This is a genomic window from Terriglobus sp. (assembly GCF_965201105.1).
In the GTDB taxonomy this organism is placed as follows: domain Bacteria; phylum Acidobacteriota; class Terriglobia; order Terriglobales; family Acidobacteriaceae; genus Terriglobus.
In genome coordinates this window covers 807,979-833,144 of record NZ_OZ241741.1, presented here as the reverse complement: position 1 = coordinate 833,144, position 25,166 = coordinate 807,979, and the positions used below count along the sequence as shown (strand labels likewise).

Genomic DNA, 25,166 nt, shown 5'->3' with positions numbered 1-25,166 from the left:
GCGGCGGAAAGGCGTTGAAGCGCTCTACAGCCAATGCGATACTTTGCGTATGGCCAGTGTTCCAGCACCGGAGATCGAGAAGCTCTTGAGTAGGCCGTCTTGCCTGCTCTACGCGGAGGAGCGCTTCATTTCTCTAGAGGAATACTTGACCTCTTCTTACCGGCCCGACATGGACTATGTAGATGGACATCTGGAGGTGAGAAATTTGGGGGAGTTGGACCATGCACGTCTCCAACGCGCTCTGCTGGAAGCTTTCCTCATTCGCGCGGAAGACTGGCGCATTGAGGTGCTCCAGGAGTGCCGCTTGCAAGTAAGTTCCAATCGATTCCGCGTTCCCGATCTCCAGGTTCTTTCTCTCGATGGACCAGAACCGGAGCGAATTGTGACGTCCGCGCCCCTGCTCTGCATTGAGATATTGTCTCTCCCGGGACACCTTCAAAAGGATACAAAAACGCGTGCAGGATTACAGCAACATGGGCGTCGGGCACGTGTGGCTTTTTGATCCGAAAGATCTCGGACGCGTGATGCTCGTTCATGAAGGAGTGTCGCGCTGGACAAGCGACCCCGTGTTAGGCATCGAAGGAACAGACATCGCCGTAGACCTAAACAGAATCCAGAAGCGCGCGAGTCGAAGCATGCAATAGCCAAGGCCCGCCAAAGCGGGCCTTGCTGTTCCAGCGATTGTCAGCGATCTACACTGAAAACGACGATCCGCAGCCGCATGTGCTCTTCACCTGCGGGTTCTCAAATTTAAACCCGGCAGCCTCCAGCGTCTCCACATAGTCCACCGTGCAGCCGTTCAGGTACATGGCGCTGGTCGCATCCACAAACACTTTCAGGTCTTCAAACCGCACAACCTTGTCCATCATGCCCTGCGCGTTCTCAAAGCTCATGGAGTATTGAAACCCGGAGCAGCCGCCGCCTACAACGCCGATGCGCAGACCGGCCGGCAGCGGGTCTTGGGTAGCCATAATCTCTTTCACCTTGGCAATGGCAGAGGAGGTCAGCGAAACGGGTTGCGTTGCAGCCGCGCCGGTCACAACCTCGGGACCGCCGACAACTTCAGGGGTAGGGACAACAGCAGTAGCCATGAATCAAACCTCCGTCAAACTGACAGTCTTAGTGTATGCCCGCCCGAAACTCCGAGCAAGACAGTCGCCATTTCAGATGCAGGCCCGCTCCATCGCGATGCGGCAATCTCCCGTGCAAAACAGCGCCGGGATGCGGCGAACCGCACCCCAGGCCACTGTCAGCGGTGGAGCTGCCCGGAAAAGGCCGAAACGGCCCTTAAAACGAGATCCTGCCTCCCAGCGAGATCAGCCGCGGAAAGTTGATCGCACTCGTGTTGACCGTTCCAAACTGCGAGTTGCCATACTTCAGACCATTCGAGTTCAGCGCGAACAGAGGCGTGTTGAACACATTTAGAGCTTCCGCCTGGAAGCGGAAGTGAACGCGCTCGAACTGAAACTCCTTGAACACCGAAGCATCCGCGTTCCGCATGCCCGGCGCGCGGCAGGCACCATCGGTACGTGGTGCATTGCCGAACTGACCCACACCCGGTTGCACCGCCGCGAACGCCGCCGGGTTGAAGTACGAAGACAGCCGGCCCTGCACCGAGCCCGCCGTGCACAGCGGCACCCCCGCGACCAGGTTGGGCCGCTGCACCGCCGTACCCAGGGCGCTGGAGTTCTGGTTCGCGTTCGACTGCAGCGGTACCGGGCCGCCGTCCTGCGCCACAAACGTCATGTTCGCCTGGTAACCGCCAATCAGCAGGTCCATCCAGTTGCTGGTGTTCAGGTATTGCCGTCCTTTGCCAAACGGCAGGTCCCACGATCCGCCAAAGGTGAACCGGTGTGGAATGTCATTGATCGCAAGCGAGTACTCCCCGCCCGGACCGTTGATGTTGTAGACGTCTTGCGGCCCATTTGCCGCGCCCACATTCAAACTGCTGCCCTGGCTGAACTGGCTGTCCATGTTCTTGGACCAGGTGTAACCCGTGGTCAGAGAGAAGCCCTTGCCATACCGCTTGCGAGCGTTCAGGATCAGCGAGTTGTAGTTCGACTTGGATGTGCTCGGCTGGATAGCGACCGCGCTGAACTGCGGGAACGGCCGGCACAGCTGCGCGTTCGAAACAGTCGCCGCACCGATGACTCCGGTGCCGCCACGACCCGCGTACGGGTTTGCACTCTTTGCCGTCAGAAACGCCGCGGGCGACAAGTTCGCCGAGTTCGCCGGGCATGCGCCCACACCATACGGAATCGCCGCCGGGTTCACCTGGTCGATGTTGTAGGTGCCGCCGTTCGACGGCAGCAGATTACGCCCGTGCGCGCCTACGTACCCCATCTCAAACGAAACGCCCGAGCCCAGTTCCTGCTGAATATCAAACGAATACTGCTGAATGATCGGGTTGCGGCGGTTCTGATCGATCGTGGTCAGGCTCGTGCCGATGCCCTGCGCCAGCCCTGCAGAATTGCCGCTCGGCTGTGCCAGGCCGTTCGGGAACGGATTGGCGATACCCGCCGCCGTTGCCGGTGTCTTGTTGGAATCGTTCGACGCCACATACGTGTTGGTCTGCGCGTAGCCCGGCGCCAGGGATGCGCTCGTGCTGTAGTAGATCGGCGCATAGAACACGCCATAGCCGCCGCGCACCACCATCTTCGGATTTACCGCATAGGCAAAGCCCGCGCGAGGTCCGAACTTCAGCACGCCGTTGTCGCAGCAGTGGTCCTTGTACCCGTTCTGGCCGGCAAACTCGATCGCGCCCTTCGTCTGCACGCCAGAAGTGGAGGAGATTGGGTTCGCCACACCCTGATCGAAGCCGACCGCATAGTGATTGTTCCGCTCGTGAATGCCCGGCTCCAACTCATACCGCAAACCGGCGTTCACGGTGAGCCGATCGTTCACGCGTATGTCGTCCTGCACATAGACCGCGTTGTACTTCACATTCAGCGCCAGCGGCGTTACCACCTGCACCGATCCGCTCGTCGGGTACCCGAGCAGCAAATCAGCCAGGTCCGCACCACCTACAGGCGATCCACTTGCGGGGTTCGCGTTCAAGCTGCTGAAGGTGTTCTGGAAGGTATAGCTGCCATTGCCGGTGCTTACGTTGGTGAAATCGACCGAGATGGTGCGGAAGTTATAACCCGCCTTGATCGAGTGCCGCCCCAGGCTCTTCGCAACGGAAGCCACCGCACTGCGCGAATAGAACACCGCCGGGCCGGAGTTGTTCGTGCCGAACGAAGCCGCCGTCTGCATCGTGATCGCCGGAAACGCCTTCTTCTGCAATGCGTTCGCGTAGGAGGTCGGGAATCCCAGGTTTGCCGCCTGGTCGTAGTTGGTCGTCAGGTCCAGTGTGTTGTTTGGGAAGCGGTTCTGCCCATAACTCACCGTCAGGATCGTTGTTGGGTTCAACGTAATGACGTTGTTCTGGTTAAAGTCGTCGACCTTGCGATACAGCAGGTACGCCGTTGTGCCGCCGGCGAAGGACCCCAGGGGGTTTCCGCCCGGTTCTTTCGAACCGTAGTGCAGGTAGCTCGCGTTGGCCAGCCACCACTTAGTCACCTGGAGATCGACCTTGCTGATGAACTCGTCCGCGCGATCCCCCAACAGGTCCGTTGGCTGAAAGTTCACCGCGCCATAGCGCACATTGTTGTTGCAGCCCGCCCCGCACACAGGCAGGCCCGCCAGCAGCTTGGCACCCACCGGGTTGATCCGGTTTGTCGGAATCAAGTTATTCGCAAACGGTTGCCGGTTGCCCGTAACGGGGTCCGTCGTCGCCGGGTCATAGATAGTGATTCCGGAACCAGCGAAGTTGCCGCTCCGCTCCGCATCCGATGGCAGGAAGTAGTTGCTGCCGAGGGGAGACCGCTGCCGGTAGCCCTCCTCCGTCGCGATGAACCAAGCCCGGTCCTTCCAGATCGGTCCACCGATGGAGCCCTCGTAGCTGTACTGCGTGATGGTGGGCCGCCCCACGTGATTGTGATTGTTCAACCATGTATTCGCGGACCAGTTGGTCTGCCGCGTGGAGCCATACAGGTTGCCGTGTAGCGTGTTGGTGCCGCTTTTCAGCAGCGTGTTGAACACACCGCCCCCGGTGCGGCCCGCCTCCGCGTCATAGGTGTTCGCCTGCGTCTTCATCTCCTGCACCGCTTCCACCGACGGGATGATGGTCGCGCGGTTTGAAAAGTCGGTCACAGGCACGCCGTCGATCAGGTAGTTATTCATGTTGACCGGGCCGCCCGCGATGGAGATCGCCGACGATCCCGACTGATCCTGAAAGCGGTTGAAACGCGGATCGCCCGTGGCCGTCACGTTATTGTTCAGCTTGGTCAGCAGGTATGGATTGCGGCCCAGGTTCGGCAGGTCGACCAGCTTCTGCGTGTCGAACACCTGTCCGTTCTGCGCGGTGGATGTGTCGATCACCGGCTCCGCACTGGTCACCTCGACCACGGTGTTTGAGCTGCCAAGCGTCAGGGGCACGTCGATCGCGACGGTCTGCTGCGTCTGCACCACCACGTGCATGTTCTCGTACTTCTGAAAACCTTCCTGCACCACACGGATCGTAAACGTGCCCGGGTCGACCGCGTTGAACACGTACTCGCCCGCACCGGTCGTCGTCGTCTTGCGTTCCACCTTCGTGGCTTCATCCACGATCCGCACCTCGGCATTGGGAACAGCAGCGCCGGACGGGTCTTTGACCAGTCCTTTCAACGTGCCGTAATAGGACTGTGCCGCGGCAACCGGCGTAAGGGACAGCACGATCGCGGCGGTGGTCAGCACTGCGTGATGCGACAAGCGGGTGTATCGGGTCAAGCGGGCCTCCTGCAGGGTTATCAATGAGTACGGCTGTGCATCCGCGCTTCAGGGCGCGTGTATGCGGCAACGCGGCCGCTATGTGGAGCGGCCACGCCATGGCAGATAGCGTGCTGCGTGCGCGCAAGCCGGAAGGCTTCTTGCGCGTGGTGTGCGGGGGCGATGCGCGCGCTGTCGCGGCGATCGTGGATCAGTTCAGGATGCGGACTTCAGATCGAGTCGTACCGGCATTCGGAAGGTTGGCCCGAAGCCTTACTGCCTGTGCTGCAGAGGGAAAGCGTTTGCGGTTCCCAGAGAGTTCGGAAGTGAATCTGTTGCGACTGCCTGCCGCTGAAGCGGCGTGGATAGAGCAGGTACAGAGTTACGGCGACGGCGATAGGCGGGATCGACTCACCTTGCGGTAAAGACGATCCGGATCAACGATCGGACGCGGAATCTAGCTTCAGTGTTCCTGAAATCTACTTTCCGCGTGAAACATGTGCAATGTAAGAGCCACATTAAAGAATCGTCAATTTCATGTCAACAGGAAACTGCCGCTTTCACGCTGAAATTTCAGGAAAGCTGAGGAAAAGTGCATTTCCTGCGCAATAAACAAGGACGCGGCGGGCATGGGTACGCGCATGTTGCCGCGTCTCACACCTCGCCGCGAACTTCTGTACGAATGCAGTCAAGCGTGACTTACTTCGCGCGCACCGCAATCACTTCGATCTCGGCCAGCGCCGTCGGAGAAACCAGCGCCGCCACCTGCACCGCCGACCTCGCAGGCTTATTCGGCTGATCCTTGGTTCCGAAAAACTGCGTATAGCTTGCCTGCAGTCCCGGGAAATCGAGCTTGCTCGTTTTCGGATCGGCAACCAGGAACACGGTCATCTTCACCACGTCCTTCATGTCCAGCCCCTGCTCGCGCAACGCTGCCTGAATCTTCGTGAAGATGCTCGCGGTCTGCGTCTTCGTGTCGCCGTAGTCAGCCGGTGTCCCCTTGGCCTGGTCCGCCGGCGTCACAGGGCTTGCAAGCTGGCCACTCAGGTAGAAGGTGTCGCCCGCCCACACGCCGGAAGCGATCGGGCTCTTCTCCGTCTGAATGTGCTTGACCGTAACCTGTGCCTGCGCGGCAAGTGCCGCACCACAAAGCGCCGCCGCTGCAAATGTAATCTTCTTCATAGTTCCCTTTCCTGATGCAACGGTTATGCGTTCTGTCCCGCGTGACCGCCAGCCAGACGCGCCGACCGGACCCGCTCCGAAATCATGTTGACCGCGCGCCGCGCACTCAGCGCCGCGCCCTCTTGCCAACCCACAATGTGGCTGGTGTGGTCGCCGGCAAAATAGATCGCGCCGTCCGGCTGAATGATCGTGTCGTAACCGCTCGGGCCTCCGCCGTAGCTCCGAATCCAGGATCCCTCGTTCCACTTCACCCGCCGCCATCCGCAGAACATCGGCTGCGTCAGCTCTTTGCCGTGGCCCGGGTGAATACGCTCCAGCTGCGTGCGCGCCTTCTCAAACTTCTCCTGCGTCGACAACTTGCTGAATCCCCAGTTGTTCTCTTCCTCGTACCCCGTGACCAGGATGCCGTTGTGTGACATCAGCCCTCCGGAGGGGTACCAGACAATCGTGGTCGGACCCGGGTTCATGAACGACAAACCGCCGTAGATGTTGTAGTCCTGCTCCCAGAAGCGTCGCGACTGCCAGGCAATTTTGTACGCGCCGGCATAGGTGGCACCATCCACCGCCGTCTTGTACGCCGGCGACAGGTTATTCGGAATGTCTTTCAGAATCGTGAGCGGCATGGCGCAGATAAAGTAATCCGCGTGCACCGTCTTGGTTCCGTTGCCCTGCTTGTAGCTGATCTCGACGCCGCTGTCCGTTTTCTTGATCTCGCTCGCGGGTGCGTTGTAGACCACCGCCTTGCCCAGGGCCTTGTCAAACGCGTACGGGATGCGGTCCATGCCGCCGACCGGCTGCATCATGGTCGCCTGCCAGTCCCATGTCTCCTCGTACAGCACGCCCGTCCAGAAGTTTTCATCCAGCAGCGTGTGCATGTCCAACGGATCGTCGACCACGCCAACGACCGGCCCGGCACCTGCGGGGGTCTTGTACCCCGCGCGGTCGCTGCCCACATACTTGCCGTCTTTGTTGAGTGGACCATAGATCTTCAGGAACGTGACCATGCGCTCCCGGTCTTCCTTGGTCAGTTCCTGGTCCAGCGCGCCGCCACTGATGCTTTTTGAGAGCAGCTCCGACACATGCCCGCGCGTATCGTTTACCGCCTTGCGCTGCACCACCGGCTTGCCACCGTTGGCATTATCGTTCTGCAGGAACGTCGAACGCGAACTGTTGACCTCCACTTCGAGCGGCACGTTCAACTCGCGGCAGTAACCCAGCATGGTTGCATGGACCGAAGGCAGACGGCCGGGACCCATGTTCTGGTAGTTCCCGTCGTCCCACGTACAGGTCTGCGTTTCGCCATCTACGAACTCGACCTTTACGCCCTTGCGCGCGGAAAAATTGCGCCCACCCGGCCGGCCGCGCGCCTCCAGCAGGGTCACGTCGTACCCTAGCTTCTTCGCCTCATACGCCGCAACCAGGCCGCCAATGCCGGCACCCGCAACCACCAGCTTTATCCCCTTGCCCGAACCGGGTGCGGCCGCAATCGGCTCAGCCGCAATCGCCTTCATGGGCATCAGCCCCAGCGACTGCATCGTGGCAAACGCGGCCGAGTAACCTCCGGCCTGGCCAACACGCATCAGGAAATTGCGACGGGTCATCGACATCAGTGGCATGCTCCTTGTGGTCTCACGGGTAAGGTGAAGCGTTATCGCCACGCATGGTGGCGAAGCAACGGGACAACTAGCGCAACGTGTAGCGATGCAACGGCTCAGCCGCGATTGAAACGCGGTAGAACGATCAAAATGTCAGGGGTTACAGCCACAGTATGGCAGATATTTCAGCACTGTAAAGGGGCACGTCTTCAAAGACGGTGCAATGACGGCACAAGTCAGCCGAGCGGCGTCTGCGCGGGCGACGCCGGCAATGCCGGGTTCGGCGTCCTGTACACGTAATTCGTCAACAGAAAACCTTGCACCGGACGTTCGACCCACCGGTACGCCAGGTATGAGGCCAGCAGGATCAGCGCGTACGATAGCCACGGATCCCACGCCGTCAGGTGTAGACGCTCCGGCACGTGGTGTTCATGCAAGATGTTCCACAGGTTGAAGTGCAGCAGGTACAGGCAGAAACTTGCCCGTCCAAACAGTCCCATCGGCCCCCATCCAAACGCCCGCGAAACCCAGTGCACGCCCGTCAGCCCCAGGATCAGCGTTGCGAACACCGGCGTCAGCAAACCGCCATGCAGCAGAACGTACGGCAGGTGCGGCACCGCAAGGTAGAAGCAAAGCACCATGAAGCTGCCCCCGCCAAGAGCCATCCACAGCTTTGTGCGGTCTTTCAGCGCCACGGCATTGTTCAGCCGGCCCAATGTGATGCCGGCCATGAAGATCGGTAGATACGCCAGCGGCGTGTACTTGTACAGCCGCAGCCACCATCCCGACGAGTACCGGTCAATCTGCTGCAGATGATCCGGGTTGAAGATCATGTACGTGATTGGCAGCACCAGTTCGCAACACCACAAACCCAAAAACAGCAGCAGCAGCTTGCGCGAGTCCTTGGGCCACCACTTCGCGCGGTTGATGAACGGAAACGCCAGGTACAGCATCGCCTCGGTCGACAGCGTCCAGGCCACGGTGTTCCAGAACGTCGCCAGCGACGGACTCCACCCCTGCAGCAGCAGCGGCGTCAACACAAAACCGGTCCAGAACTCACCATGCGAACGCGCCATCCACTCGGCATGCAGCATACCCAACGACACCAGCAGCGACAGCAGATACACCGGGTACAGCCGCGATCCGCGCGCCGCATAAAACCGGCCCGCCTTCAGCGTGTCCGCGCGATGCGCATAGTTGTAGCTCAGCACAAATCCGCTGATCAGCAGAAAACAGCCGATATACGTAAACCCGGCCTCAATCATCGGCCGGATGTACGTCGCATGCGGCGGCGTGTAGTGAAAGAAGAGGATGCCGATCGCAAGAAAAGTGCGGATGCCTGTCAGTCCCGGCAGAGGTGGTTTGCGGTCCGGCGCAAGCATATGCGGCAGCGGCTGTTGAGGCATGCCGCTAGCTACCGCTGGGAACCGTGCTGTCGGCTGTCTCCGCTACCGCACCTACGAGAGCCGGGCTGGCTTTCGTGACTTGGCTCACCACTAATGTTCCCAGCCGTTCCCCGCCCGCCACGCGCACGATATTTCCCTGCTCCCGCATCGAAAAAATGATCATTGGCATGCGGTTTTCGTTGCACAGGCTCACCGCGCTCGTGTCCATCACGCGCAGGTTGCGCTGAATGATGTCCATGTACGTAATGGTGTCGAACCTGGTCGCGTCCGGGTCCTTCTTCGGGTCGGCTGTGTAGATGCCGTCCACCGAGGTCGCCTTCAGCAGAACGTCCGCGCGAATCTCCATCGCACGCAGCGCCGCAGCCGTGTCCGTCGAAAAATATGGGTTTCCCGTCCCGGCACCGAAGATCACCACGCGGCCTTTTTCCAGGTGACGGATCGCGCGGCGGCGGATATACGGCTCTGCAATCTCATGCATCGCAATCGCGGACATAACCCGGCAGTTCACGCCGAGCTTCTCAATCGCGTCCTGCATTGCGATCGCATTGATCACGGTGGAAAGCATGCCCATGTGATCCGCGGCGACACGGTCCATATGAATCGCCTGCTCGGCCACACCGCGGAAAAAGTTACCGCCGCCCACGACCACGCCAACCTGGCAGCCGCTGTTGCAAAGCTCCACAATCTCTGATGCGACACGGCTTGCAAAAATAGCGTCAATGCCGAATCCACGGCCAGCGGCCAGGGCTTCGCCAGAGATTTTTAGAAGGACACGTTTGTACATGCTCGGCGCTCAGTATCTCACGCTCCGCACGCCCTCAGAACAAGAGCGCTAGGCCGCCGCCGCAAGCGCCTCGACAAAACTGCTCTTTAACCTGCGCACCCCCTCGCCCCCACGAAAGCGGATCGTCAGCACATCTCCCTCAACCTCCTTCACCACACCTTCGCCGAATTTTCCATGCCGCACCGTTGCACCCGGAGCGAACGCCGCAGCCGCATGGAGGCGAGGCAGCGTTTGCGGTGCGGTCGTGAAAATGGTTCCATTCACCGTCTCCACTCGCTGGGCGCCGCTCCGCTCCAGCATGGAAACCGCAGCCTCGCGCTCTACGTTGGCCGTGCGGTTCACGCAGTTGTCGCAGCTGCCGCAGGACTCGCCAAGCGGCTCGCCGAAGTACTCCCGCAGCATCTGCCGGCGGCAGTTCGTACTCTCCGCATAGTGCATCATCTCGTCCAACCGCTTGCGGTCGCGCGCCGCGCGCTCCTCCGACGTGTGGATCAGGTGGTGCACTTCTTCCGCCGAGATCGCCGCGCTCGACTTGCGCACATACCCAGCGCGCTTGCGCTTGACCAGCTTGGCCTCGCGCAACATCTGCAGCGTCACCTGCGCGTGTCGCTGGCCCACGCCGGCCTCCTCCGCAAGCTGGCGCGCTGACTTCGGCTCCGTGTCGCTCACCGCGGAGAGCAGCTGGTCCATCTCCGCCGCCTTCGGGTATCTCCCACGCGAAAAGAAGCTTTGGATCCGCTTGTCCTCCAACCGGTACAACAGCACGGCACGCGCCGGTTGTTCATCGCGGCCCGCACGGCCAGCCTCCTGGTAGTAGCTTTCCAGCGAATCCGGAAACTCATAGTGGTACACGAAACGGATGTCCGGCTTGTCAATGCCAAGTCCGAATGCCTTCGTCGCAACCATCAGCCGGTAGTCGTCGTTCATGAAGGCGCGCTGCGCCTCTTCCCGCGCACGCTTCGGCATGCGCCCGTGATACTTGCCGACCGCCACGCCGGCATCAGATAGCCGCTCGTACAGTTCCTCCGTGCTGCGAACCGACGCCGTATACAGGATGCCCGTCCCCTTCTCATCAGCCAGCATCTGCTGAATGCGATCGAGCTTCGCATCGTTGTTGACCGTGGGGTGCACCGTCAGGAACAGGTTCGTGCGCTCCGATCCCACATTGATCACGCGCGCCTCGGGAGCGTGCAAGACCTCCAGAATCTCGTTCGCCACATCGGGAGTTGCGGTCGCCGTCAGCGCCAGCACAGGTGGGTTTCCCAGCTTCTTCCGCGCAAAGCCAAGACCCAGGTACGCTGGTCGAAAATCATGTCCCCACTGCGAAATCGTGTGTGCCTCATCGACCACGAACAGCGAGATGCCGTGTTCGTTCAACTCATCCAGAAACTCACGGTTTTCCAGGCGCTCAGGCGTCACATAAATCAACCCGCGCCGGCCGCTGTGAATGTTTTCATCCGCCTCGCGACGTTCTTCGGCCGACAAGGTTGAGTCGATCTTCTCTACACCGATCGACGCCTGCTGCGCATGCCTCTGCTGGTCCTGCATCAACGCGATCAGCGGCGAAACGACCAGCACAGGTTTGTCGAACAAGATCGCAGCCAACTGGTACGTCAGGCTCTTGCCCGAGCCGGTCGGCATGATCGCCAGCGTGTCGCACCCGGCGAACACTGACTCCAGTACGTCTTTCTGCGCGGAACGGAAGCGCTCCACGCCAAACCGCCGCTTTGCCTCGCGCCGCAACTTCGGCCACGGCACCTCGCTGCTCAACCGTGTGGGGTTGCAACGGTTTTCGCTCTCCAACGGAGAGGAAGGAGCGCTCTCCCTTTCGGAGTGCGCTGCAGAGCTCTGCTTCACCAATCTCTTCACGTCAAGATGGATGCGAATTAAAACGGCGAGGCGACGCCTGCGGCGGTTCGTGACGCTCTCCGCATGCACCGCATGCAAAGAGGCATGTGGAAATTTCAGCCTCCGGGAACGAAGTGGGGGCGACGCGTGAAAGCACGTCGCCCCCGTCCTCACCTCTTTGGCGCCAGCGCTACTTCGCCGCAGCCGAAGCCGCCGCCTCAACCTCTTGCCATTCCTCCGCGCTCAACTGCAGTTCCTGCGCCTTCACATTCTCCTCCAGGTGCTCCACGGAGGACGTACCAGGAATCGGCAGCATCACCGGACTGCGGTGCAGCAGCCAAGCCAGCGAAATCTGCGACACGGTCGCGTTGTGCTTCTTGGCAAGCGTATCCAGCGCGCCACCCGGCTGTGCCAGCTTGCCCGCGGCCACCGGGTACCACGGAATGAACGCGATGTTGTTCTTCTCGCAATACTCCAGGGTCTTCTCGCTCTTGCGATTGCTCAGGTTGTATTCGTTCTGCACGGACACGATCTTCACCACTTTGCTCGCCTGCTCGATCTCCTCTGGCGTCACCTCTGACAAACCCACGTGCCGGATCTTGCCCTGTTTCTGCAGCTTCGCAATCGGTGCCAGCGACTCCTCGACCGGCACCTTCGGATCGATCCGGTGCAACTGCCACAGATCCAACCTTTCCAGCTTCAGCCGCCGCAGGCTCATGTGCACCTCCTGCTCCAGGTACTCAGGCCGGCCAACCACCGGCCACTTGCCAGGGCCGGTCCGCACCAGACCTGCCTTGGTCGCGATCACCACGCCGGCCGGGTACGGCGCCAGCGTGTCGCCCAGCAGCTGCTCGCTCACGTACGGGCCGTAGCTGTCCGCTGTGTCGATGAAGTTCACGCCCAGTTCCACAACTCGCCGCAGCACCGCCTTCGCGGCCTCCACGTCCTTTGGCGGTCCCCACACGCCCTCACCGGTCACGCGCATGGCACCGAAGCCAAGGCGGTTGATCGACAGATCGCCGCCCAGCTGAAACGTCTTCCCGTTTGCTGTCTCGCTCATGCATTTTGGGATGCGCACCGCCAGCGCCGGGCAACCTGCTACGCATCGTGGCGCAGCCGCGTCCAACCTGTTGTGCCCGCAGCCTTCCATCGCCGCCTCTCAGCAGCCACGCTGCTGCTCGCCGCCACAGCCGCCGTGCCCGCATGTGCTGCCCTCGCGCAAACGCGTACCCAGATCCCAACGGAACGCGATTCCGGCAGCGGCCTGAAACGCACCCGCCTCTACCTCAAGGACGGCTCCTACCAGGTCGTGTTAATTTACCGCGTCATCGGCAACAACGTGGTCTACCGCTCCGCCGAGCGTGCCGGCGAGCAGGAGGAGATTCCCGTAAACCTCGTCGATCTGGACGCAACCCACCACTGGGAGCAGCAACAAAGCAGCGGCGGCAAAGAACCGGCCGTGCAGATCGACCCCGAGCTCGCCCGCGAAGAAGCCGACCTGGCCGCGCGCACACCGATCGTCGCGCCGAACCTGCACCTTCCCGAAGACGACAGCGTTCTTGCACTCGACACCTTCCACGGTCAGCCGCAGCTCGCCGTCCTGCAACAGACCGACGGACAGCTGAACCGCCAGACCGCGCACAACGTCCTGCGCGCCACGGTCAACCCCTTCTCCACCGCGCATCAGTTGGTAGAAATTCCCGGCGAGCGCGCCTCCGTCCAGCTGCACGTCCCCGATCCGGCGCTCTTCGTCCGCCTGGAAGACACACCCGACAAGGACGACGAAGCGCCTCCGGGTGCCCTGGTCGTCGATACCCACGGCAACCGCTGCATCCCGCAGCCCAAAGTTTCGGCAGATAGCGAATACGTCATCGTCCGTGTGGACGTGCGCCGCGGCGAGCGCATTGTGACCAGCTTCAGCATCAGCACGCTCGGCTCCGCAAAGCGCCAGGCAGATGTGATCCCGACTACCACGGCAGCACTGCCCGGCGGCCATTGGCTCAAAATCACCCCGACCGAGCCGCTGCCGTTCGGCGAGTACGCCTTGATGGAGGTGCTGGATGCAAAGAATGTGAACCTGGGCGTGTGGGACTTCGGTGTTCACCCCACCGCGGGCGAGAACCGCGATGCCATCCTGCCGGAGACGCCGCGCGCCCCCGAGCTCGAGCGCCGCAAGGCCCGCCCCTCACCCTCCGACTAAGCGGCACCGGTCTGTACGTTGGCCTACCCGAACCAACGTGCAACTACGAGGAGTGCTGCAGATCGCCGGCATTCTCCGGCACTTCCTGCACGTCTTCCGCAACGTTCGAAGACACGGTGACATCGCTCGCCAGCGAGCGCCTCGGCGCCACGCCCTTGTTGCGCGGAAACAGCATCCCCATGCCGGCAACCGCAATGTTGTCCCGCGACTCTTCCTTGGCTTTGTACATCTCCGAGTCCGACGCTTTGATCATCGCCTCCATGTCGCCGCCGTCATCCGGAAAACTCGCCAGACCAAAAGACCCGCGCAGACGCAGATCCAGCCGTTCACCACGCAAAAACGACTCATCGCGAAGCGCATAATACAGACGCTTCACCAATTCGATTGCGGCGGCTTTGTCGTACCCCGGCAGCAGCAACACAAATTCATCCCCGCCGTAGCGGAATGCCGGGTTTCTCGGCCCGGAGACGCGGTGGATCAGCCCGCCCACCTCCCGCAGCAGGCGGCTTCCCACCAGGTGACCGTAGGTGTCATTGATCTCCTTGAAGTGGTCCAGGTCCATGAACACCAGGCTGAAGGCGGGAACCTGCTTGCTCGCAAACAGCTCACCCATCAGCGTGTACAGGTGCCGCGCATTGAACAGGCCCGTGCAGTCGTCCGAGATCGAGAGCTCGTAGATCCGCTTCATGTCCTCCGCATTGCGCACCGCAATCGCGGAAAAATCGCAAAGAACGCGCAGGAACTGAATCGCATGGTCGGAAAGCAGATCTATTTTCGGATTCAGCAACTGCACGACGCCGATCACGCCCTGCGCGGACACAACCGGGACGCAAGCCATGGAATGCACACTCAATCCGGTGTGCTGGCTCCACTCCATCCAGCGCGGCTCCACGCTTGTGTCCGGCACAACCATGGGGCTTCCAGTCACGGCGACCCACCCCGCTACACCCTCGCCCAGCGGCACGCGCAAACCCGCCAGCGATGCCGCGTTCTCACCGACGGAAATAGCGTAAAACAGCTCCTGCCGCTGCTTGTCGATCAGCATCAGCGACCATCGCTCCGGCCCGATGAACTCGGCCATCTTGTTCATTACGCTGTTCAGCACCAGCTCGAGTTCCAGGTTCGACGTGAGCGCGCGCCCAAGCTCGACAAACAGGCGCGAATAGTCCTGCTGCAGCGCTCGCTCAAAGGCTAGCTGCTGCTCACGTTGTGACTTGCGAAAAAGCATGAACCCTTCGACTTGCTCTAGAGGGGATGGGCGGAGACGGGTTTCTGGAAAATGGTTTTGCTGGCGACCTTAGCGCAATCGCAACACCAAACACCATCCCACTTTGGGGGTATGCCGGGTGATGCAACGCAAAAATCAGCCTCCAATATGCACCATACTGCGCGACGGCTTCAGAAAGCCTGGCTCGCCAATATGGTGACGCTCTTCCTTGTCGTGGACAACAGAGCGGACATACGCGCGCAGTTGCTCGGCAGTCGCGCCCCGGTGCATGCGGCCGTACAAATCATGCTCGGCCTGGGAGAACAAGCAAGTGCGTATCTTACCATCGCTGGTAAGCCGGATGCGTGAACAGTGCCCGCAGAAAGGCCGCGACACCGGCGCAATCACACCCACCTCGCCCACACCGTCGATGAAGCCATATCGGCGCGCGGTTTCGCTGACATGGTTGGGCGGTATCAGCTCCAGGGGCGCGACCCGCTGGAGCCGCTCCACGATTTCCGCCTCGCGCACCACGGTGTCCGGCGCCCAGATACGGTCCTCTTCCAGGGGCATGAACTCGATAAAGCGCAACACCACGCGCTCGCGGCGGGCAAACTCGCCGAAGGCCTCGATCTGGTCGTCGTTCCAACCGCGCAGCAGCACGCAATTTACCTTGACCGGTTCCAGCCCCGCATCCTGTGCCGCATGAATCCCGTCCAGCACGCGCCGCAGCGAATCCGGCACCCGCGTAATGCGCGCAAACGTCTCGGGCGTCACCGCGTCCATGCTGACGGTGATGCGATCCAGGCCCGCATCTTTCAGGTCGCGCGCCATGCCCGCCAGCAGGTGGCCGTTCGTGGTCATCGCGATCTCAACGCCCTGTTGCCCGCCGTTCGCCTGCTCCGGATACGCAAGCGGCATCTCTCGCACCTCGCGGATCAGGTCCAGCAGGCCTCGCCGCAGCAGCGGTTCACCCCCGGTCAGGCGAATTTTCTCCACGCCCAGGTCAATCATCAGCCGCACCATGGCCGCGTAATCCTCAATCCGAAGCTCTGAAAACTGCACGCCATCGTTGCCGGTACGGCAATACACACAGCGGTAATTACAACGATCGGTCACGGAAACGCGCAGGTCCGTGATGGCCCGGCCGAAGCGGTCGCGCAGCCGCGGCTCCGACGCCGGGCTCAGCGGCATCGGGAAGCAATCCGGGATTGGGGCGAGGGTCGACAAGCTTGCATTCATTAGAGTGCGGCAGCGACCGTTTGGAGGCATTGCTGCTGATTTCCCGTGCGCCATCCCAAGATAGTCATCCCAGAACAGCAAGCCCGTGCCGAAGCACGGGCTCTCACTTCCTAAGCTTTCACGTACCTAGTAGCTCATAAATTCGCGATTGCCCCGGCGCACCGCGATGCCATACAGAAATGCGCATACAGATAGCAGGCCCGTGACACATGCCCAATAAAAAATCGGCCGCTGCCAGCCGGGCGAGTAGGTCAGATCCTGCCCGACCCACAGCGTAAGCAGCGTCGTGATAATGGCAGCCTGAAACCCGATCGTCAGGCCTAGCTGTCCGCGACGGCGGCGCTGATCCAGCGCTTCGACCTCAGCCGGGGTCAGGTTTCGTTCTTCCAGGGGCAGGCGCAGGTTAGCCATCAACGTCGGATCCTCTCTCCGAAAGAGTACAACAGCCTGTTCACCGGCGCACGGTGTTCGCACAACGTGCAGTGCACTCCCGCAAATCGGCGACAGTTCACGTGGTTCAGGACGTCCAGGCGCTACATTCCAACCGCGACAGGACCAGCTTGCTTCGCAGTCGAGGCATCCGCACCCACGCAAAGACGGCGCTGCAATGCAGATCTAATCCAGAAACGCCATGGTTTTTATACCCGCGATGTCAAACCGCTTGCGGCAGCGCATATTCGTGCAGTTCGCGGTGTCGTCGCGCAGCACCATATAACTCTGCGCCTTGGCGAAACGCGCCCGGTCCCGGTCGTCCGCCCGGGGCGGCAACTGCCGCTTTTTGCGCCGCACCAGCCAATTCAGCGCATACTCCCCCGCAACGCCGCACTTGGTGCAGGTGAGCTGGTGCTTGCGCTGTTCCGTCTTCTCGTCGAAGAATTCGCGCTCTTCCATGGGCATGAGCCCTCCGTTCACAATCTTATGCTGTGTGGTGGACACAAACCTGCCGTGCTGATTCCGGAGAAATAACGTGAAACGCCGCCCCAAAATTTTCTCGGTCACCAAAGCGGTCAAACGCAACGCCCGCGACCGCGTCGGCACACCACGCCCGGAAAAAGTGCTGCCCGACGAAAAATCCAAAGCCGAACACCGCGCCGCCAAGCACAAGGTCACACTTCCCAAGCTCCTGCATCAGACCGAACGCGATTAGGTAGTGTTTGATGAATTGCAATACGAATGAAAATTGTCGTTTCGACCGGAGCAGGACAGCTTCATCGTCCTGCGTAGTGCAGAAACCTGCATTGACGGCACCCGCCAGGCATTGTGCGCGTAAAAAAGAATTCATTAGACACTGTCTAGCCCGCAAACCTAGCAGTCACACCATCTCGGAGAACCGCACCATGTGCTTTACCCGCGTCTTTCTTCCTGCCCTCGTCGTTTGCGCTGCCCTGACAGTGCCCGCGCAGACGATACAGGTCAACAAGGACAATCGCACCATCGCCATTACCACAACTGATGAGGCCACAGCGCCAGCCGACACCACCGAGGTGAGCATCGGCTTCGTCGTCTACGGCACGGATGCGGACAGCACCTATGCAGAAGCCTCGAAGGTCTCGAACGCGGTGCTGTCCAACGTGCGCGCTACGGGTGCAACCGACAAGCAGATTCGCAGCACAGGCCAGAACCTACAACCGCTCGGCGACGAAGATAAGCTCCGTTTCGGCAAAGGCCTACGCTTCTCGTTAGCGCAAACTTGGCGCGTTGCAGTCCATGCCGCGGATGCCGCTTCGCTCTTACAAGTGGCGATCAGCGCGGGCGCAAACCAAAGCGGCGACATCCAGTGGAGCCTTGAGAAACGCGACGTCTTACAAGCTGAAGCCGCGGGCAAAGCTTTGGAGCATGCGCGAGCTATTGCGGAACGGATGGCCGATGGACTGCACGGCAAGCTCGGAACTCTCATCTACGCGAGCAATCAAGCACCCTCGCGCTTCCCCGCTGGCCTTGTGCTGAACACCGAAGCCGCCTCCGTCGCGACCGTTCTCCGCAAAACCGCGCCGCTCGCCATTGTTCCCGACAAAGTTACCGAGTCAGCTACCGTCTACGCTGTCTTTGCGCTGGAGTAGACCCGCTACCAAACCCGCCGCACGTGAAACGCGTCCATCTGCTCATCGGCACTTAGCAGCGGAAGATCTGCGGCCAGGGCTGTTGCGGCAATCAGACGGTCGAACGGGTCGCGGTGAGTTCCAGACAAGCGTCCCGCACGAAGAGCAATGCTGTCATTCACCGGCACGGTCCCAATGCCTGCACCAAGCAGCATGGATTCATAGTTGGCGTGAAGCTTTTCACCCGCGGGCAGCTTACCGAGTCGAACCTTCGTGGCCAACTCGAAGGCGGTCATTGAAGACACGAGCAGAACGTTGTTCTCGTTCGCAACGATCTCGCGTATCGTGTTGCTCAACTTCTCAGGGAATTCGATCGCCCAGATTACGGTATGCGTGTCCATCACATAGGTCACTCCGCACCGCCTTCCCAGAGCGCCAGTTCTTCTTCCGGCAGCGGATCCCAAAATGAGTCAGGAAATTTGTACCCGGGATCGGCAAGCAGACCAAGACGACGGATTTGGGGCTTTTCGATCGGCGTGATTCGTGCCACCGGCCGCTTCTCACGACCAGTGGTGATAATGACCTCTTCCCCTTGCTGCGCCTGCTTCACAAGTTCGGAAAGACGCGTCTTCGCCTCAAACATTCCCACTGTCATTTGTGCCCCCGCAATGTCTGCTAAGCTAGCTTAGCAGCTTTCGTTGAGGTTTATGAGTCAAAGCGCAATCCTGATCATTTTCGAGTTCGTGGCGCTCCTCTTTGCCTTTTCCATCCACGAGGCAGCCCACGCCTGGACGGCCTCGCGCTGCGGCGACCAGACCGCCCGCATGCTGGGCCGCGTCACGCTCAACCCCATTCGGCACCTGGATCCGCTCGGCTCCGTGCTGCTGCCGCTGGTCTCCGCCTTTATGCACCTGCCGCTGCTCGGCTGGGCCAGGCCGACGCCGGTCATCACCCGCAACCTGCGCAACTACAAGCGCGACGACATTCTGGTCACGCTTGCCGGGCCAGCCATCAACCTGGTTCTGGCAACGGTCTGCCTGTTGCTTCTGGTGGTTGTAAAGCATCTGGTCCCGGGCGGGTCCGACGCCGTCGGAGCCTCCCTCGTCTTCGCCATGTTCGGCGGTGCTGGAGAAGACCGTCCCGGCGGCACGCTCTTTCCACTCACGCTTCTGCTCTTCTGCGGCATGCTCATGAATCTCACGCTGGCCGTCTTCAACGTCATCCCGATTCCACCGCTCGACGGTTCGCGCATACTGCGGCACTTTCTGCCCTATAGCTGGACCGAAAGCTACGACCGGATCGGCGGCTACAGTCTGCTGCTTCTCTTTCTGGTTGGCGGCCGGCTCATGGGCTTCCTCTTTACGCCGGTGCTGGGTTGGTTCGTGAACCTGCTCGTTCGTCTTTAGCGCACTGCCGCCGCAGCTCCCACGCAGTTCCGCTACCATCGACTCTGCATGAGTGAACTCGCATGACCGAAGCCAACACCAAGCGCCGCGTGCTGAGCGGCATGCGCCCCACCGGCCGCCTTCACCTGGGCAACTACATGGGTGCGCTCTATAACTGGGTGCGCCTGCAACGTGACTACAGCTGCTACTTCTTCATCGCCGACATCCACGCGCTCACCACCGACTACGCCGACCCCGGCGACATTCGCTCCAAGTCCTTCGAAGTCGCGCTCGACTTCCTCGGCGCCGGCCTGGACCCCGAGCAGTGTGTGATCTTCCGCCAAAGCCACGTCGCGGCACACTCGGAGCTTTACACGTTGTTCGGCATGATCACGCCACTCGGCTGGCTCGAGCGCGTTCCCACTTACAAGGACCAGCAGGAGCAACTGCGCGAGAAAGACCTGAACACCCACGGCTTTCTCGGCTACCCTCTACTGCAGTCTGCGGACATCCTGCTCTATAAGCCGGACTTCGTGCCCGTCGGACAGGATCAGGTCTCGCATGTGGAGTTGACCCGCGAGGTCGCCCGCCGCTTCAACCAGCTGTACAGCTCCGCCGAAACGCCCGAGGTCGCCGCTGCTGCCAGCGACAAGGAACGCATGAAGGCCGAGATCAGCGAGAACGTGATTGAGGCCGAGCTACTGCCAGAGCCCAAGGCCCTGCTTACCCCCTCGCCCAAGCTGCCCGGCCTGGACGGCCGCAAGATGTCCAAGAGCTACGGCAACACCATCGGCCTGACCGACTCCGCCGACGAGCTCAAGAAGAAGATGCGCCCCATGGTCACCGACCCGGCGCGCGTGCGCCGCACCGACCCCGGCGACCCCGACAAGTGCCCCGTCGGCGATTTGCACAAGGTCTTCTCGACGCCCGAGACGCTCGCGAAAGTCTACGACGGCTGCCGCAACGCCTCCATCGGCTGCATCGAGTGCAAGGGCTGGTGCGCCGACTCCATCCTGCGCGAGATCGAACCCATCGCCGACCGCCGCCGCACCTTCGAGACCCAACCGAACCTCGTCCACGAAATCCTCACCACCGGCGCGTCCAAAGCCCGCCAACAGGCCGACGCCACCATGGCCGAGGTCCGCGCTGCCATGGGCCTTTGAACAGCAGAACGCTCCGTTGCTCAGAAATCACACTGCTGAGCCTTTGTTCCGAGAGGCATTGTCATTTCGACCGGAGCACGCGCGCACTTTGCGCGTGCGCAGTGGAGAAAGCCGCATTTTGTTCGCCCGGCCAAAGCTGCTTAGGAAACACTTGGACCTCGCACGCTGCTCAAACCCGCTGTCATCCTCCGCTGCATCTGACCAAAGCGACAGGAGTACGCCAAATGAGCGACATTTTCCCGAACGATCCCAAACCCATCCCCAACGACCCCGACGTCATTCCCGCAACCGACGCCGATCGTCGCCATGACTCCAACCTGTCCCCGCAAGGCCCCATGCAGACCGACATGCCGGGCGACGACAAGTGGACCCCGGAGGGCGATCACGAGCCCGTTCCCAACATCCCGCCCTCCGCGAACGATCCGTACGAGACCATCGACCAGTAGGAGTTTGGGACGCGTCTTCCTCACCCTCAGCCAGAGCGGGCGACGATAATAGAACTGTCGCATGGCTGAAACGATGCAACAGGACGCGCCGGTCACCGAAGCCACTCCGGACGGTACGCAGGACCAGCAGCCCTCCGTAACGCCGCTGGTTCTAGAGCACCCTCCCGCGCCCGCGCCGCCCAAACCTGCCCCAGCGAAGAAGAAAGAGACCGTCAAAGAGGAGGTCTCCCATTCGCCTTTCTCTATCACCGTGGGCCTCGTTTACGACGGTCCCATGGACCTGCTGCTCGACTTGATCCGCAAGCAGGACATCGACATCTACGACATTCCGATCGCGAAGATCACCGCCCAGTTCCTCACCTACACCGAGCAGCTCAAGCAGGCCGACGTCGACTCCGCCGGCGACTTTATCTACACCGCTTCCCTGCTCATCCACATCAAGAGCAAGATGCTGCTGCCGCGCGAAGCCTCATTGATCGCCGCCGGTGAAGCCGAAGACCCTCGCCGCGAACTTGTAGAACGCCTGCTGGAACATGAGCGATTTAAAGCCGCCGCGCAAATGCTGCTGCAAATGCAGCAGTTGCAAGACGCTACTTGGACGAACCCCGGAATTTGGGAATTTGAATCAGAAGAGGACTACGAGGAGATAGCGGCAGACGTAACTGATGTAGCCCGCGTGTTCAGTCATATACAGGAGCGCATTCGCAAGCGCCCCGTGCTCAACGTCGATGAGGATACCGTCACCGTCGCCCAGATGCTCGAGTATACCAAGCGTCGCCTGATGCTGGAAGACCGCCCCACCAGCCTGCGCAAACTGCTGCAGAACACTCACTCGCAGCAGGCACTCATCTGCATGTTCCTGGCCTTGCTCGAGCTCGTCCGCCTGCAGGCTGTCATGCTTCGCCAGGCCCACAAACTTGGCGACATCGTCATCAAGAAAACCGACAGCTTCGACGACGTCCTCGCCCACCAGGAACGTATGCGCGACGACTGGCGCTAGGCGGCTCAGCCTAAGCGGCCAACATTTGCTCCGCCACCTGCTTCACCGCGGCTGGTGTCCTCAGGTTCGGGAAGCTGTCACGAAAAGTGTTGGGGAGCCAGATTCCATCATCGAGCATGGGAAAGAAAAGCTCATACCCGACTCCCGAAATTTCGATATTGGACAACGCATCGTCTGAGGCACTCTCAAACCCTCGATAACGCAACGGATCGAGTGCGATCTCCAACGTCGTCGAAAGCTTCACAATGATCCTGCGCCAGTTCCCGTCGAAACGTACTTCCGTTGCAAACGGATAACAACCAACCTCATCCTCCCATCGCTGCTCAGCGGCTCGAAGTTCCTCTTCAGTAATTTCGTCACTCATCCGCCATGCACCCCTTTCCAAGCTTCGCACAGCACATCCGTGTGTGCCTCAACAAAACTCTGGAGACGCGTGAGCGTTTGATTCGGAATGCGTTTTCTGTCACGCAAGCTGACCCTTTGCTCAGAGCAATGCAGCCAGAATGAGGCCGCTTGTGAGCCATCCGTCGCATGCACATGCGGCGGCCCATGATCGTCCGTGTAGATCATGATTCGGAACGCGCCAAAGCGCAGGATCGTCGGAACCTCCTACACTCGCCCCGCAAACTCCCGGCTGTCCGTCGATATCTTGATCCGCTCGCCCTGCTTCACGAATGGCGGTACACGGACCGTCATGCCCGTCTCCACCTTCGCCGACTTCGTTCCACTCCCGCTGGAGAAGTCGCCGCGCGCCGCTGGCTCCGTCTCCGTCACTTCCAATTCCACAAACAGCGGCAGTTGCAGCGCAATCGGGTTGCCGTTATACGTGTGCATCTGCAGCATCAATCCCTCGGTCAGGAAGTCCACCGCGTCGCCGACTTTGTCTCCGGCTAAAGTGAGCGTTTCATAGCTCTCCTGGTCCATAAAGTGGAAGCCCTCACCGTCGCTGTACAAAAAGGACGCGGGCACCAGCGACACGTCCGGTTCCTTGAACTTGTCGTTCGCCTTAAACGTCTTGTCGAACACCGCGCCCGTAACCAGGTTTCGCATCTTCAGCCGCACCAGCGTCTGCCCGCCACGCGCCGTCGGCGTGCTCACGTCCGAATCCATGCAAACATACGGCGCGTCCTCAAACTCAAACACGGTTTTGCGCTTGATCTCCAGCGCTTCCAGCAGTGCAGCCATCGCTCATCCTCCGTTCGCCAGGGGCGGCGAACCTTTGCCAGTATAGGCAGAGCCCGTTCCGCCACAGCACGCGACGACAGGCTCAGCCCTGTTCCAGCAGCCCGCGATAAATCTGCTCCGTCTCTTCGTTAAAGCAGCAGAAGACCACCCGCTCCACGCCGCTTCCTGGCAGCGCGTTCTGCACCGTTGCCACCGCGATGGCTGCCGCTCGCTCCGGCGGGGAGTGATAGATGCCCGTTGCGATCGCAGGGAACGCGATGGACCTGCAACCGTGCTCGCGCGCCAGCTCCATCGAGCGTTGATAGCACCCCGCCAGCAGCGCATCCTCGCCCTTCGCGCCACCCTTCCACCGCGGCCCCACCGCGTGAAAGACCCACTTCGCCGGCAGCTTGAACCCCGGCGTCGCCTTCGCATCGCCGGTCTCGCAACCGCCCAGCACCTCGCACGCTGCCAGCAGTTCCTTACCCGCCGCGCGGTGAATCGCCCCATCCACGCCGCCGCCGCCCAGCAGCGACTTGTTAGCCGCATTTACGATCGCGTCCACGTCCAGCTTGGTAATGTCGCCGCGATGGATCAGCAGTTCCGGCAAAGCTTAGGCTCTGTTCTGCATGCTGCGGGCTAGCTCACTATCTTGGCACAAGGAGGGCTGCGATCTCGATCACCTTATCGTCTAAAAGTGAGCGGGCGTCCTCGTCTGATAGCTCGATGATTTGTCCTGGCTGGTACAACTGCAGTCCGTCGTGAAGCTGTCGCAAAGTTCGGTACTTACGAATGGTGTAGAGGTGAGCTTCGGGCGTGGCCTTCTTCATAGTCTGGCGGTAGTCGCTCTTCCAAGACTGGTTACTTACACGTATTTCAAAGCACATTTCTTGCAGCCGTGAAAAAATTTGCTGACCCACTCGGTCGCCGAGCGTCACTTCCCGCGTTGCATGTTCTGCCTTCTCCCGATCACTCCTCAATGAAGACATTGGGTGCGGCGCTTTGTTCGGGAAATTGGTTGTAATAATGGTAGTGAGCCGGTCGTTATACCGGGTATTAAGAATATGTTCAATCATCTCCCCAGCCCACTCGGTACGGTTCTCACGTCCGAGTTCGTCCAATACAAGAACATCCGCTTTGAAAACCGGTCCTAGTACATCTAACTCTGATTCAAGTGAACGTTTGTCATACGTGTTTTGAATCGCTTTGAGGAGCGCTTTGTGGTCGTAGAAGAGGCCTCGAGCGTTGTACTTGGAGATCAAAGAGCGGAGCGTCGCAACCGCCAAATGAGTTTTTCCAACGCCTACAGCGCCTGTGAGAAGCAAGCCTTTCTTCACCTCTTCATCCTCCCACTTATCAACGAATCGCTTCGTGTAAGCAAGAGCTGAGGCTAGGGATGAGCCAAGAGGTGCGACATCAACATCAAAATTCTCGAAGGTACATCCTTCATACTGCCTAGGTATGTTGGCTCTTTCTAAAGCACGCAATCCACGCAGGACGTAGGTACACTCACACTTCACTGCGTACCGTGCGCCGTCCTCCTCAATCACACGCATACCCATGCCTTGGCACAGCCGACATTCTTTGTCTTCGTGGTGCTTGATTTGATCTCGGAGCGAGAGAAGTGACGGATCCATAGAAGCTCAGGCAAGCTCCCCCTCAAAACTAATTACATAACCGATCAGCCCCATCGCGGTCCACCTTTGTACGCCGT

At 60.5% G+C, this 25,166-nt stretch carries 27 protein-coding genes; 8 read left to right on the top strand and 19 right to left on the bottom strand.

Features of this window, described 5'->3' with window-relative positions; all coding sequences use genetic code 11:
* Positions 1-49 precede the first annotated feature (49 nt).
* Positions 50-502, top strand: coding sequence for a Uma2 family endonuclease (locus ACOFKT_RS03755; RefSeq protein WP_419806089.1), 453 nt, complete (start codon positions 50-52; stop codon positions 500-502).
* A 190-nt stretch (positions 503-692) separates the two neighbouring features.
* On the opposite strand, the gene ACOFKT_RS03750 is transcribed toward ACOFKT_RS03755, so the two are convergent.
* The 8 genes from ACOFKT_RS03750 to ACOFKT_RS03715 all read right to left on the bottom strand — a co-directional run bounded on the left by ACOFKT_RS03750 (position 693) and on the right by ACOFKT_RS03715 (position 12,666).
* Positions 693-1,091 (bottom strand): HesB/IscA family protein, encoded by a 399-nt coding sequence (locus ACOFKT_RS03750; protein ID WP_419806088.1) that lies wholly within the window; start codon positions 1,089-1,091, stop codon positions 693-695.
* Positions 1,092-1,287: 196 nt separating this feature from the next.
* A complete protein-coding gene (locus ACOFKT_RS03745) occupies positions 1,288-4,812 on the bottom strand; it encodes a TonB-dependent receptor domain-containing protein (RefSeq protein WP_419806087.1) in 3,525 nt (1,174 codons plus the stop codon).
* Positions 4,813-5,490: 678 nt separating this feature from the next.
* Complete coding sequence (locus tag ACOFKT_RS03740) at positions 5,491-5,973, bottom strand: RidA family protein (protein ID WP_419806086.1); 483 nt, start codon at positions 5,971-5,973, stop codon at positions 5,491-5,493.
* A gap of 23 nt (positions 5,974-5,996) precedes the next feature.
* Complete coding sequence (locus ACOFKT_RS03735; protein ID WP_419806085.1) at positions 5,997-7,580, bottom strand: flavin monoamine oxidase family protein; 1,584 nt, start codon at positions 7,578-7,580, stop codon at positions 5,997-5,999.
* Positions 7,581-7,804: 224 nt separating this feature from the next.
* Positions 7,805-8,974 carry an acyltransferase family protein gene (locus tag ACOFKT_RS03730; RefSeq protein ID WP_419806084.1) on the bottom strand — a complete coding sequence of 390 codons (1,170 nt, stop codon included), beginning with the start codon at positions 8,972-8,974 and terminating at the stop codon, positions 7,805-7,807.
* A 4-nt stretch (positions 8,975-8,978) separates the two neighbouring features.
* Positions 8,979-9,758, bottom strand: coding sequence for a UMP kinase (gene pyrH, locus ACOFKT_RS03725; protein WP_419806083.1), 780 nt, complete (start codon positions 9,756-9,758; stop codon positions 8,979-8,981).
* Between the two features lie 48 nt (positions 9,759-9,806).
* Positions 9,807-11,516, bottom strand: coding sequence for a RecQ family ATP-dependent DNA helicase (locus ACOFKT_RS03720; protein WP_419806082.1), 1,710 nt, complete (start codon positions 11,514-11,516; stop codon positions 9,807-9,809).
* Between the two features lie 280 nt (positions 11,517-11,796).
* The gene (locus tag ACOFKT_RS03715) at positions 11,797-12,666 is read right to left on the bottom strand and encodes an aldo/keto reductase (RefSeq protein ID WP_419806081.1); all 870 of its coding nucleotides are present in this window, start codon (positions 12,664-12,666) and stop codon (positions 11,797-11,799) included.
* A gap of 72 nt (positions 12,667-12,738) precedes the next feature.
* On the opposite strand from ACOFKT_RS03715, the gene ACOFKT_RS03710 reads away from it, so the two are divergent.
* Positions 12,739-13,806, top strand: a complete 1,068-nt coding sequence (locus tag ACOFKT_RS03710; RefSeq protein WP_419806080.1) for a hypothetical protein — start codon at positions 12,739-12,741, stop codon at positions 13,804-13,806.
* Positions 13,807-13,849: 43 nt separating this feature from the next.
* Here the strand turns inward: ACOFKT_RS03710 and ACOFKT_RS03705 are convergent, their stop codons facing one another.
* The 4 genes from ACOFKT_RS03705 to ACOFKT_RS03690 all read right to left on the bottom strand — a co-directional run bounded on the left by ACOFKT_RS03705 (position 13,850) and on the right by ACOFKT_RS03690 (position 17,152).
* The gene (locus ACOFKT_RS03705; protein ID WP_419806079.1) at positions 13,850-15,034 is read right to left on the bottom strand and encodes a GGDEF domain-containing protein; all 1,185 of its coding nucleotides are present in this window, start codon (positions 15,032-15,034) and stop codon (positions 13,850-13,852) included.
* Between the two features lie 135 nt (positions 15,035-15,169).
* Entirely contained in the window at positions 15,170-16,207 is a 1,038-nt protein-coding gene (gene moaA, locus ACOFKT_RS03700; RefSeq protein ID WP_419807099.1) for a GTP 3',8-cyclase MoaA, read from the bottom strand.
* Positions 16,208-16,381: 174 nt separating this feature from the next.
* Positions 16,382-16,666 carry a hypothetical protein gene (locus ACOFKT_RS03695; RefSeq protein WP_419806078.1) on the bottom strand — a complete coding sequence of 95 codons (285 nt, stop codon included), beginning with the start codon at positions 16,664-16,666 and terminating at the stop codon, positions 16,382-16,384.
* A 204-nt stretch (positions 16,667-16,870) separates the two neighbouring features.
* Complete coding sequence (locus tag ACOFKT_RS03690; RefSeq protein ID WP_419806077.1) at positions 16,871-17,152, bottom strand: hypothetical protein; 282 nt, start codon at positions 17,150-17,152, stop codon at positions 16,871-16,873.
* 70 nt (positions 17,153-17,222) lie between these two features.
* Between ACOFKT_RS03690 and ACOFKT_RS03685 the strand changes: the two genes are divergently transcribed.
* The gene (locus tag ACOFKT_RS03685) at positions 17,223-17,402 is read left to right on the top strand and encodes a hypothetical protein (RefSeq protein ID WP_419806076.1); all 180 of its coding nucleotides are present in this window, start codon (positions 17,223-17,225) and stop codon (positions 17,400-17,402) included.
* 91 nt (positions 17,403-17,493) lie between these two features.
* Positions 17,494-18,315 carry an SIMPL domain-containing protein gene (locus ACOFKT_RS03680; protein WP_419806075.1) on the top strand — a complete coding sequence of 274 codons (822 nt, stop codon included), beginning with the start codon at positions 17,494-17,496 and terminating at the stop codon, positions 18,313-18,315.
* A gap of 5 nt (positions 18,316-18,320) precedes the next feature.
* On the opposite strand, the gene ACOFKT_RS03675 is transcribed toward ACOFKT_RS03680, so the two are convergent.
* Together ACOFKT_RS03675 and ACOFKT_RS03670 are read right to left on the bottom strand one after the other, a co-directional pair.
* Positions 18,321-18,707 carry a type II toxin-antitoxin system VapC family toxin gene (locus tag ACOFKT_RS03675; RefSeq protein ID WP_419806074.1) on the bottom strand — a complete coding sequence of 129 codons (387 nt, stop codon included), beginning with the start codon at positions 18,705-18,707 and terminating at the stop codon, positions 18,321-18,323.
* Complete coding sequence (locus ACOFKT_RS03670) at positions 18,704-18,937, bottom strand: type II toxin-antitoxin system Phd/YefM family antitoxin (protein WP_419806073.1); 234 nt, start codon at positions 18,935-18,937, stop codon at positions 18,704-18,706. Before ACOFKT_RS03670 ends, ACOFKT_RS03675 begins: the two co-directional genes overlap by 4 nt.
* A gap of 64 nt (positions 18,938-19,001) precedes the next feature.
* Between ACOFKT_RS03670 and ACOFKT_RS03665 the strand changes: the two genes are divergently transcribed.
* The 4 genes from ACOFKT_RS03665 (at position 19,002) to ACOFKT_RS03650 (ending at position 22,288) form a co-directional block, all read left to right on the top strand.
* Positions 19,002-19,700: a site-2 protease family protein gene (locus ACOFKT_RS03665; protein WP_419806072.1), complete on the top strand. Its 699-nt coding sequence runs from the start codon at positions 19,002-19,004 to the stop codon at positions 19,698-19,700.
* Positions 19,701-19,762: 62 nt separating this feature from the next.
* Entirely contained in the window at positions 19,763-20,842 is a 1,080-nt protein-coding gene (gene trpS / locus ACOFKT_RS03660) for a tryptophan--tRNA ligase (protein WP_419806071.1), read from the top strand.
* A 224-nt stretch (positions 20,843-21,066) separates the two neighbouring features.
* A complete protein-coding gene (locus tag ACOFKT_RS03655; protein WP_419806070.1) occupies positions 21,067-21,288 on the top strand; it encodes a hypothetical protein in 222 nt (73 codons plus the stop codon).
* A 61-nt stretch (positions 21,289-21,349) separates the two neighbouring features.
* Complete coding sequence (locus tag ACOFKT_RS03650) at positions 21,350-22,288, top strand: segregation and condensation protein A (protein ID WP_419806069.1); 939 nt, start codon at positions 21,350-21,352, stop codon at positions 22,286-22,288.
* A 10-nt stretch (positions 22,289-22,298) separates the two neighbouring features.
* Here ACOFKT_RS03650 and ACOFKT_RS03645 read toward each other — a convergent pair whose 3' ends face one another.
* The 5 genes from ACOFKT_RS03645 to ACOFKT_RS03625 form a co-directional block, all read right to left on the bottom strand.
* Positions 22,299-22,652, bottom strand: coding sequence for a DUF2442 domain-containing protein (locus ACOFKT_RS03645; protein ID WP_419806068.1), 354 nt, complete (start codon positions 22,650-22,652; stop codon positions 22,299-22,301).
* A complete protein-coding gene (locus ACOFKT_RS03640; RefSeq protein WP_419806067.1) occupies positions 22,649-22,858 on the bottom strand; it encodes a DUF4160 domain-containing protein in 210 nt (69 codons plus the stop codon). The genes ACOFKT_RS03645 and ACOFKT_RS03640 overlap by 4 nt, the downstream gene beginning before the upstream one ends.
* 39 nt (positions 22,859-22,897) lie before the next feature.
* The gene (gene efp, locus ACOFKT_RS03635; protein ID WP_419806066.1) at positions 22,898-23,473 is read right to left on the bottom strand and encodes an elongation factor P; all 576 of its coding nucleotides are present in this window, start codon (positions 23,471-23,473) and stop codon (positions 22,898-22,900) included.
* Between the two features lie 82 nt (positions 23,474-23,555).
* On the bottom strand, positions 23,556-24,062 hold the full coding sequence (locus tag ACOFKT_RS03630; RefSeq protein WP_419806065.1) for an O-acetyl-ADP-ribose deacetylase: 507 nt from the start codon (positions 24,060-24,062) through the stop codon (positions 23,556-23,558).
* 37 nt (positions 24,063-24,099) lie between these two features.
* Complete coding sequence (locus ACOFKT_RS03625) at positions 24,100-25,089, bottom strand: ATP-binding protein (RefSeq protein WP_419806064.1); 990 nt, start codon at positions 25,087-25,089, stop codon at positions 24,100-24,102.
* Positions 25,090-25,166: the final 77 nt, after the last annotated feature.